This is a genomic window from Pantoea sp. WEP, from assembly GCF_041678305.1.
GTDB classification, from domain to species: domain Bacteria; phylum Pseudomonadota; class Gammaproteobacteria; order Enterobacterales; family Enterobacteriaceae; genus Pantoea; species Pantoea dispersa.
In genome coordinates this window covers 852,508-868,310 of sequence record NZ_JBGNXB010000001.1, presented here as the reverse complement: position 1 = coordinate 868,310, position 15,803 = coordinate 852,508, and the positions used below count along the sequence as shown (strand labels likewise).

Annotated in this window: 15 protein-coding genes; 12 read left to right on the top strand and 3 right to left on the bottom strand. The window is 56.6% G+C overall.

Features of this window, described 5'->3' with window-relative positions; all coding sequences use genetic code 11:
- Nucleotides 1-106: 106 nt before the first annotated feature.
- Together ABVR31_RS04025 and speA are read right to left on the bottom strand one after the other, a co-directional pair.
- Nucleotides 107-802: an EAL domain-containing protein gene (locus ABVR31_RS04025; protein ID WP_058776232.1), complete on the bottom strand. Its 696-nt coding sequence runs from the start codon at nucleotides 800-802 to the stop codon at nucleotides 107-109.
- Nucleotides 803-1,509: 707 nt separating this feature from the next.
- Entirely contained in the window at nucleotides 1,510-3,489 is a 1,980-nt protein-coding gene (speA, locus tag ABVR31_RS04020) for a biosynthetic arginine decarboxylase (protein ID WP_071813582.1), read from the bottom strand.
- 796 nt (nucleotides 3,490-4,285) lie between these two features.
- Between speA and metK the strand changes: the two genes are divergently transcribed.
- The 8 genes from metK (at nucleotide 4,286) to ruvX (ending at nucleotide 11,666) form a co-directional block, all read left to right on the top strand.
- Nucleotides 4,286-5,437: a methionine adenosyltransferase gene (metK, locus tag ABVR31_RS04015; protein WP_021506636.1), complete on the top strand. Its 1,152-nt coding sequence runs from the start codon at nucleotides 4,286-4,288 to the stop codon at nucleotides 5,435-5,437.
- A gap of 520 nt (nucleotides 5,438-5,957) precedes the next feature.
- Complete coding sequence (locus ABVR31_RS04010; RefSeq protein ID WP_031279461.1) at nucleotides 5,958-7,352, top strand: sugar porter family MFS transporter; 1,395 nt, start codon at nucleotides 5,958-5,960, stop codon at nucleotides 7,350-7,352.
- A gap of 104 nt (nucleotides 7,353-7,456) precedes the next feature.
- Entirely contained in the window at nucleotides 7,457-7,969 is a 513-nt protein-coding gene (locus ABVR31_RS04005; protein ID WP_372771859.1) for a SprT family zinc-dependent metalloprotease, read from the top strand.
- Between the two features lie 78 nt (nucleotides 7,970-8,047).
- The gene (gene endA / locus ABVR31_RS04000) at nucleotides 8,048-8,755 is read left to right on the top strand and encodes a deoxyribonuclease I (protein ID WP_058757110.1); all 708 of its coding nucleotides are present in this window, start codon (nucleotides 8,048-8,050) and stop codon (nucleotides 8,753-8,755) included.
- A 73-nt stretch (nucleotides 8,756-8,828) separates the two neighbouring features.
- Complete coding sequence (rsmE, locus tag ABVR31_RS03995) at nucleotides 8,829-9,560, top strand: 16S rRNA (uracil(1498)-N(3))-methyltransferase (protein WP_372771858.1); 732 nt, start codon at nucleotides 8,829-8,831, stop codon at nucleotides 9,558-9,560.
- Between the two features lie 96 nt (nucleotides 9,561-9,656).
- Nucleotides 9,657-10,601 carry a glutathione synthase gene (gshB, locus tag ABVR31_RS03990; RefSeq protein WP_021506631.1) on the top strand — a complete coding sequence of 315 codons (945 nt, stop codon included), beginning with the start codon at nucleotides 9,657-9,659 and terminating at the stop codon, nucleotides 10,599-10,601.
- 85 nt (nucleotides 10,602-10,686) lie between these two features.
- The gene (locus ABVR31_RS03985) at nucleotides 10,687-11,250 is read left to right on the top strand and encodes a YqgE/AlgH family protein (RefSeq protein ID WP_021506630.1); all 564 of its coding nucleotides are present in this window, start codon (nucleotides 10,687-10,689) and stop codon (nucleotides 11,248-11,250) included.
- On the top strand, nucleotides 11,250-11,666 hold the full coding sequence (gene ruvX, locus ABVR31_RS03980; protein WP_372771857.1) for a Holliday junction resolvase RuvX: 417 nt from the start codon (nucleotides 11,250-11,252) through the stop codon (nucleotides 11,664-11,666). The genes ABVR31_RS03985 and ruvX overlap by 1 nt, the downstream gene beginning before the upstream one ends.
- Nucleotides 11,667-11,732: 66 nt before the next feature.
- On the opposite strand, the gene ABVR31_RS03975 is transcribed toward ruvX, so the two are convergent.
- Entirely contained in the window at nucleotides 11,733-12,725 is a 993-nt protein-coding gene (locus tag ABVR31_RS03975; RefSeq protein WP_372771856.1) for a type IV pilus twitching motility protein PilT, read from the bottom strand.
- A 16-nt stretch (nucleotides 12,726-12,741) separates the two neighbouring features.
- Between ABVR31_RS03975 and ABVR31_RS03970 the strand changes: the two genes are divergently transcribed.
- Genes ABVR31_RS03970 through hemW form a run of 4 tightly spaced genes read left to right on the top strand, consistent with a single transcriptional unit; the run spans nucleotide 12,742 to nucleotide 15,753 of the window.
- The gene (locus tag ABVR31_RS03970; RefSeq protein ID WP_372771855.1) at nucleotides 12,742-13,449 is read left to right on the top strand and encodes a YggS family pyridoxal phosphate-dependent enzyme; all 708 of its coding nucleotides are present in this window, start codon (nucleotides 12,742-12,744) and stop codon (nucleotides 13,447-13,449) included.
- 12 nt (nucleotides 13,450-13,461) lie between these two features.
- Nucleotides 13,462-14,016, top strand: a complete 555-nt coding sequence (locus ABVR31_RS03965; RefSeq protein WP_021506626.1) for a YggT family protein — start codon at nucleotides 13,462-13,464, stop codon at nucleotides 14,014-14,016.
- 20 nt (nucleotides 14,017-14,036) lie between these two features.
- Nucleotides 14,037-14,630, top strand: a complete 594-nt coding sequence (locus ABVR31_RS03960; RefSeq protein WP_059011651.1) for an XTP/dITP diphosphatase — start codon at nucleotides 14,037-14,039, stop codon at nucleotides 14,628-14,630.
- Complete coding sequence (gene hemW, locus ABVR31_RS03955; protein ID WP_058757116.1) at nucleotides 14,623-15,753, top strand: radical SAM family heme chaperone HemW; 1,131 nt, start codon at nucleotides 14,623-14,625, stop codon at nucleotides 15,751-15,753. The genes ABVR31_RS03960 and hemW overlap by 8 nt, the downstream gene beginning before the upstream one ends.
- The last annotated feature ends 50 nt before the right edge of the window (nucleotides 15,754-15,803 follow it).

Genomic DNA, 15,803 nt, shown 5'->3' with positions numbered 1-15,803 from the left:
ATTACTCACATCCTCTCCAGGCCGGTTTCATCTGCCAGAGGCACAGTGAAAACGCGCTGAGTCGTTATTTGCCGCCCGTGCGAAAAATAGCTCTGCCGAACTCTTTTCAGACTTGCGCCAACAAATCAGTGAGATAGACGCTCTTCCAGTGGTAGCCTTGCATGCCGTAAATTGATTTTTGCGACAGCAAATCAACCTGACGTTGATGTTCAACGCCCTCAATAATCACGCCGCGACATAATTGATTGAGGTGGTCGAGCAGAATGTCGAAAGTGCGATCTTCGCCAAATTGCCAAAAAAATTTTTTATCAATCTTGACGATGTCGAATATTCCGCTATCGAGCATGGTCAGGTTGGAATAACCCGGACCAAAGTCATCGAGCCATAACGGGGCCGGCGTGATTTTGGCTACGCCTTTCAGGATCAGCAGGTCGGCGCTATTAAAGCGTGCGGTGAAGAAGGCAGAGATTTCCAGCCGTAATCGCGTCAGCGCGGCCAGTTTTCTTTGTATTTCAGCATCTTTAAAAATGCCTGAAACAATATCTCTGTCTACATTAACGCTGATGACCTGCTCAAACCCCGCATGGTAAAGCTGAATAAGTTTTTCGACCTGGTGGAGGAATAACTGCCATTTTTCGTCAGCAGAAAGCCGACTGAAGAACCCTGCATCCCTGTCAGGGTTACGCTTATTATTGGTATCTGCATCATCTGCGAAACGCGTCAACAATTCCCATGCCACCACTTCACCGGAAATAGCGTGAACCGGCTCCAGCATCAGAATGTAGTCGGATTTGCAGCGCATTTTACGATCCTTACACTGGCTGATAGCGCGTTAAACCGTCAGCTTTTCTCATGTGATTCGTAAGGGAAACATCGATAAAACTTAACACCTTAACTGAAGGTTAACTTACAACTTACATTTTGAAAAATAGATTTCAGTGAACAACAGCATGAACTTTAATCGTTTATACCAATCAATAAAGCTTCATTTTCACTGCATGTTTCACATAAAGATCAGATAATTCTTAGACTCAGGATTTTTGATTGGCGGCCTTGACAAAAAATAAAATCCATACTCAATTGATTAATAAGCAATAAATTATACGTCATTGGTATAAATTCTGGCTTTGTCCTTAATATGAGATAATGTACTGCTTAAAGCGGGATTCCAGAAAGCGTCAAAAAAACCGACAGCCTGCACAGCGCTCACCTAACGCCTTATGCTTAAATTTTTATTATAGATAGCCAGAAACTCATAAAAGAGAGATTGGTCATTAGCGGGCAGGTGCAACACTAAGCCACAGATTTAAAAAACGTTTTTTTCACTACCGATGCGCTTTCGCTGCTGAATTAAGCAGATAGCTTTTGTTAATAAACGGTTTGAATTTGCTGTTTCGACCGGGATAATTTCAGAGTGATAGCGATCACGAATTGAATAAATGGCGGGAAGGATTGTCAGGGAAGGTGATAATAACGGGCTCCAGCCGGAGCCCGTTGCGGGAAATACATTTACTCGTCTTCGAGATAGGTATAGCCGTAAAGCCCACTCTCAAACTCTTCAAGGAACTGCGCCCGCAGCTCTTCGTCAATATCCTGCTGCTGTTTTACCTGATCGCGGAATAACGTCATCAGATCGTTAGGATTGAGCTGCACGTATTGCAGCATATCCGCCACGGTATCCCCTTCATCAGACAGCTGCACTTCTACGCTGCCATCCGGGAAGGCGAAGACGTCAACCGCTTCGGTATCGCCAAACAGGTTGTGCATATTGCCGAGGATTTCCTGATACGCCCCGACCATAAAGAAGCCCAGCATCGGTGGATTATCCACATCGTATTCCGGCATTGGCATGGTGGTGGCAATACCGTCGCCGTCAACGTAGTGATCGATGGTGCCATCGGAATCACAGGTGATATCCAGCAGTACCGCACGACGCTGCGGGGTTTTGTTCAGTCCTTCCAGCGGCAGCACCGGGAACAGCTGATCGATGCCCCACGCATCCGGCATCGACTGGAACAGCGAGAAGTTGACGTAAATCTTGTCCGCCATGCGCTCCTGCAGCTCATCAATGATCGGCCGATGGGCGCGGTTGCTCGGGTCAAGGTGCTGCTGAATATAGTGGCAGATGCTGAGATACAGCTGCTCTGCCCAGGCGCGCTGACCGAGATCGTAGGTGCCTGACGAATAGCCGGTATGGATGTCGAACAGGTCCATCTGGCTGTCATGCAGCCATTCGCGCAGCGAACGGCGTACGCTCGGCTCGTGCATCTCCTGCCAGGTATCCCACAGGCTCTGAATCGGGCGCGGTGAGTCGGCATCCGGTGCGACCGGCGTACTGAATTCATTGCGCTCAACGCCGATGATGTTGGAGACCAGCACGGTATGATGCGCGGTCACCGCACGCCCCGATTCCGTAATCACGGTCGGATGCTCCAGACCGTGCTCTTCACAGGCGTCGCCGATGGCCCAGATCACGTTGTTGGCGTATTCGTTCAGGCCGTAGTTGACTGAGCAGTCTGACTGCGAACGCGTGCCTTCGTAGTCAACCCCAAGCCCGCCGCCGACGTCAAAGCACTTGATGTTGACGCCCAGCTTCGCCAGCTCAACATAGAAGCGCGCCGATTCACGCACGCCGGTGGCGATATCGCGAATATTGGACATCTGCGAGCCGAGGTGGAAATGCAGCAGCTGCAGGCTGTCGAGACGACCCGCTTTGCGCATGATATCGACCAGCTGCAGCACCTGCGATGCCGCCAGACCAAATTTGGATTTCTCGCCGCCGCTCGACTGCCACTTGCCGGAACCCTGCGATGCCAGACGGGCGCGAATGCCGAGGCGCGGCACCACATTCAGCCGCTCGGCTTCTTCCAGCACCAGGCGCACTTCGGTCATCTTCTCAATCACCAGATAGACTTTATGGCCGAGCTTTTCACCAATCAGCGCCAGACGGATATATTCGCGGTCTTTGTAGCCGTTACACACAATCACCGAGCGGGTTTTCCCGGCGTGCGCCAGCACCGCCATCAGCTCAGCTTTGGAACCCGCCTCCAGCCCCAGCGGCTCGCCGGAGTTGACCAGCGATTCAATCACGCGCTTATGCTGGTTAACTTTGATCGGGTAAACCAGGAAGTAGTCGCCCTTATAGCCGTAGGATTCACGCGCGCGTTTAAAGGCGGCATTAATCGAACGCAGACGGTGCTGCAGAATTTGCGGGAAGCAGAACAGCGCAGGCAGGCGCTGGCCGTCGGCCTCGCGCTCTTTAACCAGCTTCGCCAGGTCAACGCGCACCTCCGGCTGATCCGGATCCGGGCAGACGCTGATGTGGCCGAGTTCGTTGACGTCGTAATAGTTGTTTCCCCACCAGGCAATGTTGTAGGTGCGCAGCATTCTGCTTGCGTCCTGATCGTTCATCGCCACCTCCTGCATCGAGCGGAGTACACCCTGTTCGCCAGCTGACGAACCCTTGATATTCTTCATGTCGTCAGACATCACGAACCTCAATTTTCCGTTGAAATATGAAAAAGTTGCCGGATTTTGCTGCTACTGCGCCGGATGGAAATTTCCTCATTCTGCTTATCTTGCCTCAGCAGGTTACCGTGCGCCTTACTGAGGTTAAGTGTAAAACACCGTGCCGGAAGCGGTGAACAACGGGGCAAAATCGTCCCGCATCACCTCACCACAGACGAGTGAAACACAGCAGAGAAACTGGGGGAATAGCTTAGCCGGCGCTCGTGTCGGGATAATTACCGCAGCGCAGAAAACTTCGACGAGAGAAAAGAGCAGAACTGGAAATGGAAAGGCGTGCCAGCGCGCCAGAACGGCGCCGTGAACCGAAGAGAGCGAAAATGTGGTTCATTGTTTTTATCACCTCCAGCGCCTGCTAACAGCATGCGGAAACGGAGTGGATGAAAATCAGATCAACAGCCTCTGACAGCGCGACGCACGGGGGCGTCATCCATGGGACAACTGCGGCGTTTTATACAGTCTGACGCGGCAAAATGCAAAATCTTTGTCGGCGCGCTGCGGCGGGTGTCAGGAAAATATTCCAGTTGATCTGTAGCGATAAATGCGGATGGCGAAAAAGCACTGGAAAAACGCGCACTGAGTGACCTAAAATAGCCGTCCAGATGGTTTTCCATCTAAACTGATTAACATCCAGGCGGTGTGAGCCTGGTACGCTGACACTTCCTACTGCTTGCGGCTTTGCCTGAAGGGGCGTCGAGCTGGCATCATCCCGCTTACGCTATGCAGTCGAATTCAAACCATTTGCAAGGTAAAGAACAGAATGGCTAAACACCTTTTTACATCCGAGTCCGTATCAGAAGGACATCCTGATAAAATCGCCGATCAGATTTCCGATGCCGTGCTGGACGCCATCCTTGAACAGGATCCCAAAGCACGCGTCGCCTGCGAAACCTACGTAAAAACCGGTATGGTGCTGGTTGGCGGTGAGATCACCACCAGCGCCTGGGTCGATATCGAAGAGATCACCCGCAATACCGTACGTGAAATCGGCTATGTTCATTCCGATATGGGCTTTGATGCTAACTCCTGTGCGGTGCTGAGCGCGATTGGTAAACAGTCGCCGGACATCAACCAGGGCGTAGACCGTACCGATCCGCTGGAACAGGGCGCGGGCGACCAGGGCCTGATGTTTGGTTACGCCACCAATGAAACCGACGTGCTGATGCCGGCACCGGTGACCTACGCGCACCGTCTGGTGCAGCGTCAGGCTGAAGTGCGTAAAAACGGTACGCTGCCATGGCTGCGCCCGGATGCCAAAAGCCAGATTACCTTCCAGTACGACGGCGGCAAGATTGTCGGTATCGATGCGGTAGTGCTGTCAACTCAGCATTCAGAAGAGATTTCTCAGGCCGATCTGCGTGAAGCGGTGATGGAAGAGATCATCAAGCCGGTACTGCCGACCGAGTGGATCAACGCCAGCACCAAATACCACATCAACCCAACCGGTCGTTTCGTGATCGGCGGCCCGATGGGCGACTGCGGCCTGACCGGTCGTAAAATCATCGTCGATACCTACGGCGGCATGGCCCGTCACGGCGGCGGCGCGTTCTCCGGTAAAGATCCATCGAAAGTTGACCGCTCAGCGGCTTACGCTGCGCGCTACGTGGCGAAAAACATCGTTGCCGCTGGCCTGGCCGATCGCTGCGAAATCCAGGTTTCTTACGCGATTGGTGTGGCAGAACCGACCTCAATCATGGTGGAAACCTTCGGTACCGAGAAAGTTTCAACCGAACAGCTGACGCTGCTGGTGCGTGAGTTCTTCGACCTGCGTCCATACGGTCTGATTCAGATGATGGATCTGCTGAAGCCAATCTACAAAGAAACCGCTGCCTACGGTCACTTTGGTCGTGAACACTTCCCGTGGGAACAGACCGACAAAGCCGCCCAGCTGCGCGAGGCCGCAGGCCTGTAATCTCCGCGGGTGCGGGCAACGGCTCTCACCCCGAGCTTATCTTAGCGGAGAAGGTAAATCGAGCCCGCGCAAGCGGGCTTTTTTACCGGCGAAATTTCCACGCTTTCGTCCCTGACCGCTTCCCCTATCCCGCCTCTGCACCATCACACTTTTTGTCTACAGCACCGCAGGCGCATTTTTCAGCGCTGTCTACACTGTTAGCACTGCGCTTACAACAAAGTGTTAACGATTACATTTTGAAATCCTTTTAATATCTTCAATTTAGAGATTTTTCAGCGTAGTAACGATGATGAAAATGCGTTATTTTCAGCGTCGTCTGATAGCCGATATTTATAGTGATGTCAGAAACTTAAAGGGTGCTATACCTTACTGGTTATGTGACTGATTCGGGCAAAAAATGCTGGATTACAGGGTTTCAGCGTGTGTAACCGATTACATCGATGTGATCGTACTCACTTTTTCCCGCAGGCAGCTTACTTAACATTGATAAAAACAAAGATGGATAAACTTCGGAGGCAATATGCCTGGTAATACTCACAAAAGCAGAACCTCAAACAAGGCGATGACCCTGTTTGTCTGCTTTCTGGCCGCTCTGGCGGGCCTGCTGTTCGGTCTGGATATCGGCGTTATCGCCGGTGCTCTGCCCTTCATCGCGAAAGATTTCAACGTTACCGCACATCAGCAGGAGTGGATCGTCAGCTCAATGATGTTCGGTGCTGCAGTCGGTGCCGTGGGCAGCGGCTGGATGTCTTCGCGTCTCGGCCGTAAAAAGAGCCTGATGGCCGGTGCCATCCTGTTCGTTATCGGTTCACTGTGGTCAGCGATGGCGCCAAACCCGGAAATGCTGATTGCCGCACGCGTGGTGCTCGGCCTTGCCGTCGGCGTTGCCTCTTATACCGCCCCGCTGTATCTCTCGGAAATCGCACCGGAGAAGATCCGCGGCAGTATGATTTCCCTGTATCAGCTGATGATCACCATCGGTATTCTCGGCGCTTACCTGTCGGACACCGCGTTCAGTGCCTCGGGCGACTGGCGCTGGATGCTGGGCATCATCACTATTCCGGCGGTGCTGCTGCTGGTTGGTGTGGTGTTCCTGCCAAACAGCCCGCGCTGGCTGGCGGCGAAAGGTGACTTCCGCGATGCGCAGCGCGTGCTGGATCGCCTGCGTGACACCAGCGAGCAGGCGAAACGCGAGCTGGATGAGATCCGCGAAAGCCTGAAGATCAAACAGTCCGGCTGGCAGCTCTTCCAGAGCAACAGCAACTTCCGCCGCGCGGTGTTCCTCGGCGTGCTGTTGCAGGTGATGCAGCAGTTCACCGGCATGAACGTCATCATGTACTACGCACCGAAAATCTTCGAAATCGCCGGCTTCGCCAATACCACGCAGCAAATGTGGGGCACCGTGATCGTGGGTCTGGTGAACGTGCTGGCCACCTTTATTGCTATCGGTCTGGTGGATCGCTGGGGCCGTAAACCAACGCTGGTGCTGGGCTTCCTGGTGATGGCAGCCGGCATGGGTATCCTCGGTACCATGCTGCACATTGGCATCAACTCTGCCGGTGAGCAGTACTTTGCCATCGCCATGCTGCTGATGTTCATTGTTGGTTTCGCGATGTCAGCCGGTCCGCTGATTTGGGTACTGTGTTCTGAAATTCAGCCGCTGAAAGGGCGTGATTTTGGTATCACCGTCTCTACCGCGACCAACTGGATTGCCAACATGATCGTGGGTGCCACCTTCCTGACCATGCTGAACTCGCTGGGCAACGCGCCGACTTTCTGGGTCTACGCCGCGCTGAACGTGTTCTTTATTCTGCTGACGGTCGCGCTGATTCCGGAGACCAAAAACGTCTCGCTGGAGCACATCGAGCGCAACCTGATGTCGGGCAAAAAACTGCGCGATATCGGCCAGCAGTAAGGCCAGATGCGTTAACCGGGGCTGCCGCAGGGCGGCCCTTTTTTTATCTGCCGCCTGTGCGCATGCAGTTGCGTACCCCGCGGCAACGCCTTATGCTGCCGCACATGAAAACGCCACGTCTGCCCATCGCCCTGCAACAAGCCGTCATGCGCTCGCTGCGCCATTTTTTGCAGCTGGCTCAGCAAAAACTCGAACGTCATTTCGAAGAGCCGACGCTGGTTTATCAGCAGCGCGGCACGGCCGCAGGCACCGCGTGGCTGGAGCAGTGGCAAATTCGCCTCAACCCGGTGCTGCTGCTGGAAAACCAGCAGGCTTTTATCGATGAAGTGGTGCCGCATGAACTGGCGCATCTGCTGGTGTGGAAAACCTTCGGCCGCGTGCCGCCGCACGGCAAAGAGTGGAAGTGGATGATGGAGGACGTGCTGGGCGTGCCCGCCCGCCGCACCCATCAGTTCGCAATCACTTCGGTGCGCAGCAATACCTTCCCCTATCGCTGTCGCTGCCAGCAACATCAGCTGACGGTACGCCGCCACAACCGCGTGGTGCGTGGTGAGAGCGAATATCGCTGCGTGCATTGCGGTACGCTGCTGCAACCCGGTGAATACGCAGCGAATTAGTCCGCGATTCTCATTCCCCGCGCCCGACCATTCTGTTACCCTGCCGCCCTTTTTCGGTACCAGGTTATTTTGTGGAATATGTCTCGCAAAACGCTGTTATTACTCTCTCTGCTGGTCGCGCCGCTCAGCGCGTACAGCCTCAGTCTCACCCATTACAACCAGAACAATTTTCAGCAGGCGAAAGTGGTCGCGGCAAAGATCAACGCGGATGCGCCGGCGGATTTTTACTGCGGCTGCAAAATCAGCTGGCACGGTAAAAAAGGCGTGCCGGATCTCAGCAGCTGCGGCTATAGCGTGCGCAAGAACGCCAACCGCGCGGAACGCATCGAGTGGGAACACGTCATGCCGGCGTGGGAGTTTGGTCATCAGCGTCAGTGCTGGCAAAATGGCGGACGGAAAAACTGCAGCAAAGACGCAGACTACCGCCGCATCGAAAGCGATCTGCACAACCTGCAGCCAGCCATCGGTGAAGTGAACGGTGACCGCAACAACTTTCAGTACAGCCAGTGGAACGGTGGCGAGCAGCAGTACGGTCAGTGCAGCATGAAGATCGATTTTAAGCAGAAGCGCGCCGAGCCTCCCGAGCGCGCGCGCGGCGCCATCGCCCGCACCTACTTCTATATGCGCGACCAGTATCATCTGCGCCTGTCACGCCAGCAAACCCAGCTGTTCACCGCGTGGAACAAGCAGTATCCGGTCACGCCGTGGGAGTGCGAACGCGACCAGCGCATCGCCGCGGTGCAGGGAAATCACAATTCCTGGGTACAGCAGGCTTGCCAGCGCTGAAAGCGCTACCCTACACTAGCTTTTTTCGATTGGGCCGCATCGCGCGATGCGGCATAACGCCGGCAGGAACCGCATGCGCATACCCCGCATTTATCACCCCGAAGCTCTAACCGTTAACAGTGAAGTTCAGCTTGATGAGGATGCCGCCAACCACGTCGGCCGCGTGCTGCGCATGAGCGCCGGACAGCAGATCGAGCTGTTTGATGGCAGTAATCTGACTTTTAGCGCCGAAATCACCCAGGCCGACAAAAAGCGTGTAAAAGTAAAGGTCCTTGCCAGCCAGCCTGACGATCGCGAATCCCCGCTGCACTTACACCTCGGTCAGGTGATGTCGCGCGGTGAAAAAATGGAATTCACTATCCAGAAATCGATCGAACTGGGCGTGAATGTGATTACGCCCTTGTTTTCTGAACGCTGTGGCGTAAAGCTGGATGCCGAACGCCTGGCGAAAAAGATTCAGCAGTGGCAGAAAATAGCCATCGCCGCCTGCGAGCAGTGCGGTCGTAATCGCGTGCCGGAAATCCGCGCCGCGATGACGCTCGAAGCCTGGTGTGCCGAAGCGGATGACGGCCTGAAGCTCAACCTGCATCCGCGCGCCAGCCACAGCATCAATACGCTGCCGCAGCCGGTTGAGCGCGTACGGCTGCTGATTGGCCCGGAAGGCGGCCTGTCGGCAGAGGAAATTGCCATGACGGCGCAGCACGGCTTTACCGATATCCTGCTCGGTCCGCGCGTTTTGCGCACCGAAACCACGGCGCTCACCGCCATCACGGCACTTCAGGTGAGGTTTGGTGACCTCGGTTAAGGGATACTTTCAGCCCGAAGACACACGCAGATAACTGACCAGCACAACGCTTTCGCACGGAACGGGGTGGCTGAATTCCCCTTTGAGGAGAGAATAATGATTAAGCTTGGCATCGTTATGGACCCGATTTCGTCCATCAACATTAAAAAAGACTCCAGCTTCGCCATGTTGCTGGAAGCACAGCGCCGCGGTTATGAAATTCACTACATGGAGATGGGCGATCTGTCGCTGCGTGGTGGCGTGACTTACGCGCGCACCCGGCTGCTGAGCGTCGAGCAGAACTACGATCAGTGGTATACGTTTGGCAGCGAGCAGACTATCCCGCTGGCCGATCTTAACGTGGTGCTGATGCGTAAAGACCCGCCGTTTGATACCGAGTTCATTTACGCAACCTATCTGCTGGAGCGCGCGGAAGAGCAAGGCACGCTGATCGTTAACAAACCGCAGAGCCTGCGTGACTGCAACGAAAAACTCTACACCGCCTGGTTTGCCGACCTGACGCCAGACACGCTGGTGACGCGCAACAAAGAGCAGCTGCGCGCGTTCTGGCAGGAGCATGGCGATGTAATCTTCAAGCCGCTCGACGGCATGGGCGGCGCGTCGATTTTCCGCATCAAAAAAGATGATGCCAACTTCGGCGTGATCACTGAAACGCTGACCAACCACGGTCAGTTCTTCTGCATGGCGCAAAATTATCTGCCGGCGATCAAAGACGGTGATAAGCGCGTGCTGGTGGTCGATGGTGAACCGGTGCCATACTGCCTGGCACGCATTCCGCAGGGCGGCGAAACCCGTGGCAACCTCGCCGCCGGTGGCCGCGGCGAAGCCCGTCCGCTGAGCGACAGCGACTGGGAAATTGCCCGCCGCGTAGGTCCGACATTGAAAGCCAAAGGGCTGATTTTTGTCGGCCTCGATATTATCGGTGATAAACTGACAGAAGTTAACGTCACCAGCCCAACCTGCATCCGCGAAATCGAGGCGGCGTTCCCGGTCTCCATCACCGGCATGCTGATGGACGCGATTGAAAAACGTTTGGGCTGAGGATGCCGCAGGAGTGAGAGCTCCGTGAACCACCCAAAGCCGGTGCAGCCGTTCAGCACCGGCTATTTTTGGTAAACGAGTGAGAATGAATTTACAGCACCATTTCTTGATTGCGATGCCGTCGCTGCAGGACCCTTTCTTCAAACGCTCGGTGGTGTATATCTGCGAGCATAACGAAGAGGGTGCCATGGGTTTGATCGTTAACAAGCCGATGGACAACCTGACGGTCGAAGGCATCCTGAAAAAACTTAAAATCAGCCCATCAGAACGCGATCCTGCCATCAAACTGGACAAACCGGTGTTTGCCGGTGGTCCGCTGGCGGAAGATCGTGGCTTTATTCTGCACTCGGCCCAGCGCGTGTTCTCCTCCAGTATCCGCATTTCTGACAATACGGTGATCACCACTTCGCGCGATGTGCTGGAAGCGATCGGCACGCGTGAACAGCCAGAGAACGTGCTGGTAGCGCTGGGTTATTGCGCATGGGAGAAGGATCAGCTGGAAAATGAGCTGCTGGAGAATGCCTGGCTGACCACGCCTGCCAATACGCAGATCCTGTTCCAGACGCCGATTGCCGAACGCTGGCGTGAAGCCGCGCGCAGCATGGGTGTGGACATCCACAACATGACCAGCGATGCAGGGCACGCCTGATGGCCAGTGAAACGCTGCTCGGCTTTGACTTCGGCACCAAAAGCATCGGCGTTGCCATCGGGCAACAGCTGACCGGCACTGCGCGCCCGCTCACCGCGCTGAAAGCGCAGGACGGCACGCCGGACTGGGAGCTAATAGGTAAGCTGCTGAAAGAGTGGCAGCCGGATTACGTGGTGGTTGGCCTGCCACTCAACATGGACGGCAGCGAACAGCCGCTGACGGCGCGCGCGCGCAAGTTTGCTAACCGGCTGCACGGCCGCTTCGGCGTGCGTGTGGAGCTGCAGGATGAGCGTCTGAGCACCGTTGTAGCGCGTGCCGATCTGTTCGAACGCGGCGGCTATCGCGCGCTGCAGAAAGGCCATATCGATTCGCAGTCTGCGGTGATTATCCTGCAGGACTGGTTCGAGACGCATTAAATCAGCCCGAATGCGGCCGCGCGGTTTCGCGCCGCCGTGTCGGTGGTTCTCAGGGCACGTCCCTGCTCAAATCAATCCCGCCTCGCGCCGGGCCTGCTCGCTCTGGGCGAAAGTTTGCATCCCTGCCTGCGCACCGGTCTGCAACACACCAGGCAGCTGATGCATTTTGCCTTCGCGGATCAGGTTAGCGACCGCCGGCGTCGCCACCAGTACTTCAAACAGGCCAATGCGGCCACCGGCTTTGGCGGCGACTAAACGCTGCGCCAGCACCGCTTTCAGGCTGCCGGCCAGCTGCGTGCGCACGAGGTTTTTCTCCTCGGCCGGAAACACATCCACCAGCCGGTCCACCGCCTGCGTCGCGCCGCGCGTATGCAGCGTGGCCAGCACCAGATGGCCGGTCTCAGCAGCGGTCAGCGCCAGGCGGATGGTTTCGCTGTCGCGCAGCTCACCCAGCAGGATCACATCCGGATCTTCACGCAGCGCCGCTTTTAATCCGAGCTGAAACGAAGCGCAGTGCGCGCCGATTTCGCGCTGCTGAATCAGCGAACGCTGGCTGTGATGGACAAACTCGATCGGATCTTCCAGCGTAATAATGTGGCGCGCCTGCTGACGATTGAGGCTATCCACCAGCGCCGCCAGCGTGGTGGTTTTGCCGCTGCCGGTCGCGCCGGTGATGAGGATAAGCCCTTCCTCCAGTTGCAGCAGCGAGCGCACCACGTCCGGCAGCTGCAGGCTCGCCATATCCGGTGGCTGGCTGGCAATCAGCCGCAGCGCCAGCGCCAGTCCGTGACGCTGGCGGAACAGATTGGCGCGCAGCCGGCTGCCGTTGCCGAGCGTGATGGCGAAATCGACGTGACCGCTGCTGGCTAACTCGCTGCGCTGCGCGGCGCTAAGCCACTGCTCGCTAAAGGCCTGCAGCCAGCGCTCAGGCAAGGTGTGCTGTTGCGGTATTGGCTCCAGCACGCCCTGCCGGCGCCAGTGCGGTAAATGTCCGCTGCAAAGGTGCAGATCGGCCGCATTATGCTTTACACTAAGCGCCACAACGTCATCCAAATCCATTTAACTTCTCCTGACTATGACTTCCATTGAGCACAACTTACAGCAAGTGCGCGAGCGGATCGCTGCTGCCGCCGCGCGTTGCGGCCGCGCGCCAGAAGAAATTGCGCTGCTTGCAGTGAGCAAAACCAAACCTGCGAGCGCTATCGCAGAAGCCATTGCCGCCGGACAGCGCGCCTTCGGTGAAAATTACGTGCAGGAAGGGGTTGAAAAAGTTGCCGAACTGGCCGCACATCCTGATCTGCAATGGCACTTTATCGGGCCGTTACAATCCAATAAAAGCCGTCTGGTGGCGGAAAACTTTGCCTGGTGCCATACCGTTGACCGTCTGCGTATCGCGCAGCGGCTGAACGATCAGCGTCCGGCCGCGCTGCCGCCGCTCAACGTGTTAATTCAGGTAAATATCAGTGACGAGCACAGCAAATCTGGCATCATGCTGGAGGCCGTCGCCGGGCTGGCACAACAGATTGCCGCCCTGCCGCGTTTGCGCCTGCGTGGACTGATGGCGATTCCGGCGCCCGAGCAGGATTACGCGCGCCAGCTGGCGGTGTGCCAGCAGATGGCCTGCGCGTTTCGCGCCTTGCAACAGGACTATCCTGGCGTCGATACGCTTTCTCTGGGAATGAGCGACGATATGGATGCGGCGATAGCCGCAGGCAGTACGATGGTGCGCATCGGCACCGCGGTATTTGGCGCGCGGGATTATGCACGCCCTTCACAACAATAATTGAGGAACCTCATGTTAACACTGACGTTTTTAGTCAAAACGCTGATTGATCTGTACGTGATGGTGCTGCTGCTGCGCATCTGGATGCAGTGGTCACGCTGTGACTTTTACAATCCGCTGGCGCAGTTTGTCGTGAAGATCACCCAGCCGATTGTTAAACCGCTGCGCCGCATTTTGCCGGCGCTGGGACCGATTGACACCGCGTCACTGCTGCTAGCATTCGTGCTGACCACGCTGAAATATCCGATTCTGCTGCTGATTCAGGTCGGGGTGTTCTCCGTCGATCCGACCAACCTGCTGGTGGGCCTGCTGTCGCTGGTCAAATCCGCCGGCTATCTGGTGTTCTGGGTGATCATCATTCGCTCGCTGATGAGCTGGATCAGCCAGGGACGCGGTGCGATGGACTATGTGCTGATCCAGCTGACCGAACCGCTGATGGCCCCGATTCGCCGTATCCTGCCGGCGATGGGCGGCATCGATTTCTCGGCGATGATCGTGATTCTGGTGCTGTATGCGCTGAACTTCCTCGGTATGGACCTGTTCCCGGGTCTCTGGTACCTGCTGTAATTCATTAATCTGGAACTGTTATGCAAAAAGTTGTGCTCGCCACCGGTAATCCGGGCAAAGTACGTGAACTGGCCGATCTGTTAGCGGCCTTCGGCCTGGATATCGTGGCGCAAACCGAGCTGGGCGTAGAGTCTGCCGAAGAGACCGGGCTGACCTTTATCGAAAACGCCATCCTGAAAGCGCGTCACGCGGCGCAGATCACCGGCCTGCCGGCGATTGCCGATGACTCCGGGCTGGCGGTCGATGCGCTGGGCGGCGCACCGGGCATTTACTCGGCGCGCTATGCCGGCGTTGATGCCAGCGACCAGCAGAATCTCGACAAACTGCTGCAGGCGCTGGAGCAGGTGCCGGACGGCGAGCGCCAGGCTCAGTTCCACTGCGTACTGGTGTACGTGCGTCACGCCGCCGACCCGACGCCGCTGGTGTTCCACGGCAGCTGGGCCGGGGAGATTACCCGCGCGGCCGCCGGTGAAGGCGGTTTCGGTTATGATCCGATCTTCTACGTGCCGGCTCTGGGTAAAACCGCAGCCGAGCTGAGCAAGGATGAAAAGCGTGCCGTGTCGCACCGGGGTAAAGCATTGACGCTGCTGCTGGAAGCGATGCGCAATGCCTGAGTTACCACCGTTAAGCCTTTATATCCACATCCCGTGGTGCGTGCAGAAATGTCCGTACTGCGACTTCAACTCGCACGCGCTTAAAGGCGAAGTGCCGCACAGCGAGTATGTGCAGCATCTGCTCAACGATCTTGACCAGGATCTGCCGCTGACCGCCGGGCGCGAAGTGCGCACCATTTTCATCGGCGGCGGCACGCCCAGCCTGCTGAGCAGCGAAGCGATGCAGCAGCTAATGGATGGCGTGCGTGCGCGCCTGCCGCTGGCGGCGGACGCCGAAATCACCATGGAGGCCAATCCGGGCACGGTGGAAGCCGATCGCTTCAGCGGCTATCAGCGGGCGGGCATTAACCGGATTTCGATTGGCGTGCAGAGTTTCAGTCCGCAAAAGCTGACGCGCCTGGGCCGCATCCACGGTCCGGACGAGGCGGTCCGCGCGGCACAACTGGCGGCCGGTCTCGGCCTGCGCAGCTTTAACCTCGACCTGATGCACGGCCTGCCGGATCAGTCGCTGGAAGAGGCGCTGGACGATTTGCGCCAGGCAATTGCCCTTAACCCGCCGCATCTGTCGTGGTATCAGCTGACCATTGAGCCCAACACGCTGTTTGGTTCACGCCCGCCGGTATTGCCGGATGACGATGCGCTGTGGGATATCTTTGAGCAGGGTCATCAGCTGCTGAGCGCCGCAGGCTATCAGCAGTATGAAACCTCGGCCTACGCCAAACCGGGCTATCGCTGCGAGCATAACCTGAACTACTGGCGCTTCGGTGATTACCTCGGCATCGGCTGTGGCGCGCACGGCAAGCTGACGCAGCCGGACGGGCGCATCGTGCGCACGGTGAAAACCCGTCATCCGCGCGGTTTTATGAAGGGCAACTATCTGGATAAGCAGCATGACGTGCCGGACGAGGACAAGCCGTTCGAGTTCTTTATGAACCGTTTCCGCCTGCTGGAAGCCGCGCCGCGCGCCGACTTTCAGCGCTACACCGGGCTGGACGAGGCAGTGATTCGCCCGCAGATCGACGCAGCCATCGCCGCTGGTTATGTGCAGGAGCAGCCAGAGCACTGGCAGATCACTGAAAAAGGCAAGCTGTTCCTGAATTCGCTGCTGGAGCTGTTCATGTAAATTCAGCGGAGAAGGCGCGCACCTTTTCCGCTGGCAGCCGTGCTGGGCGG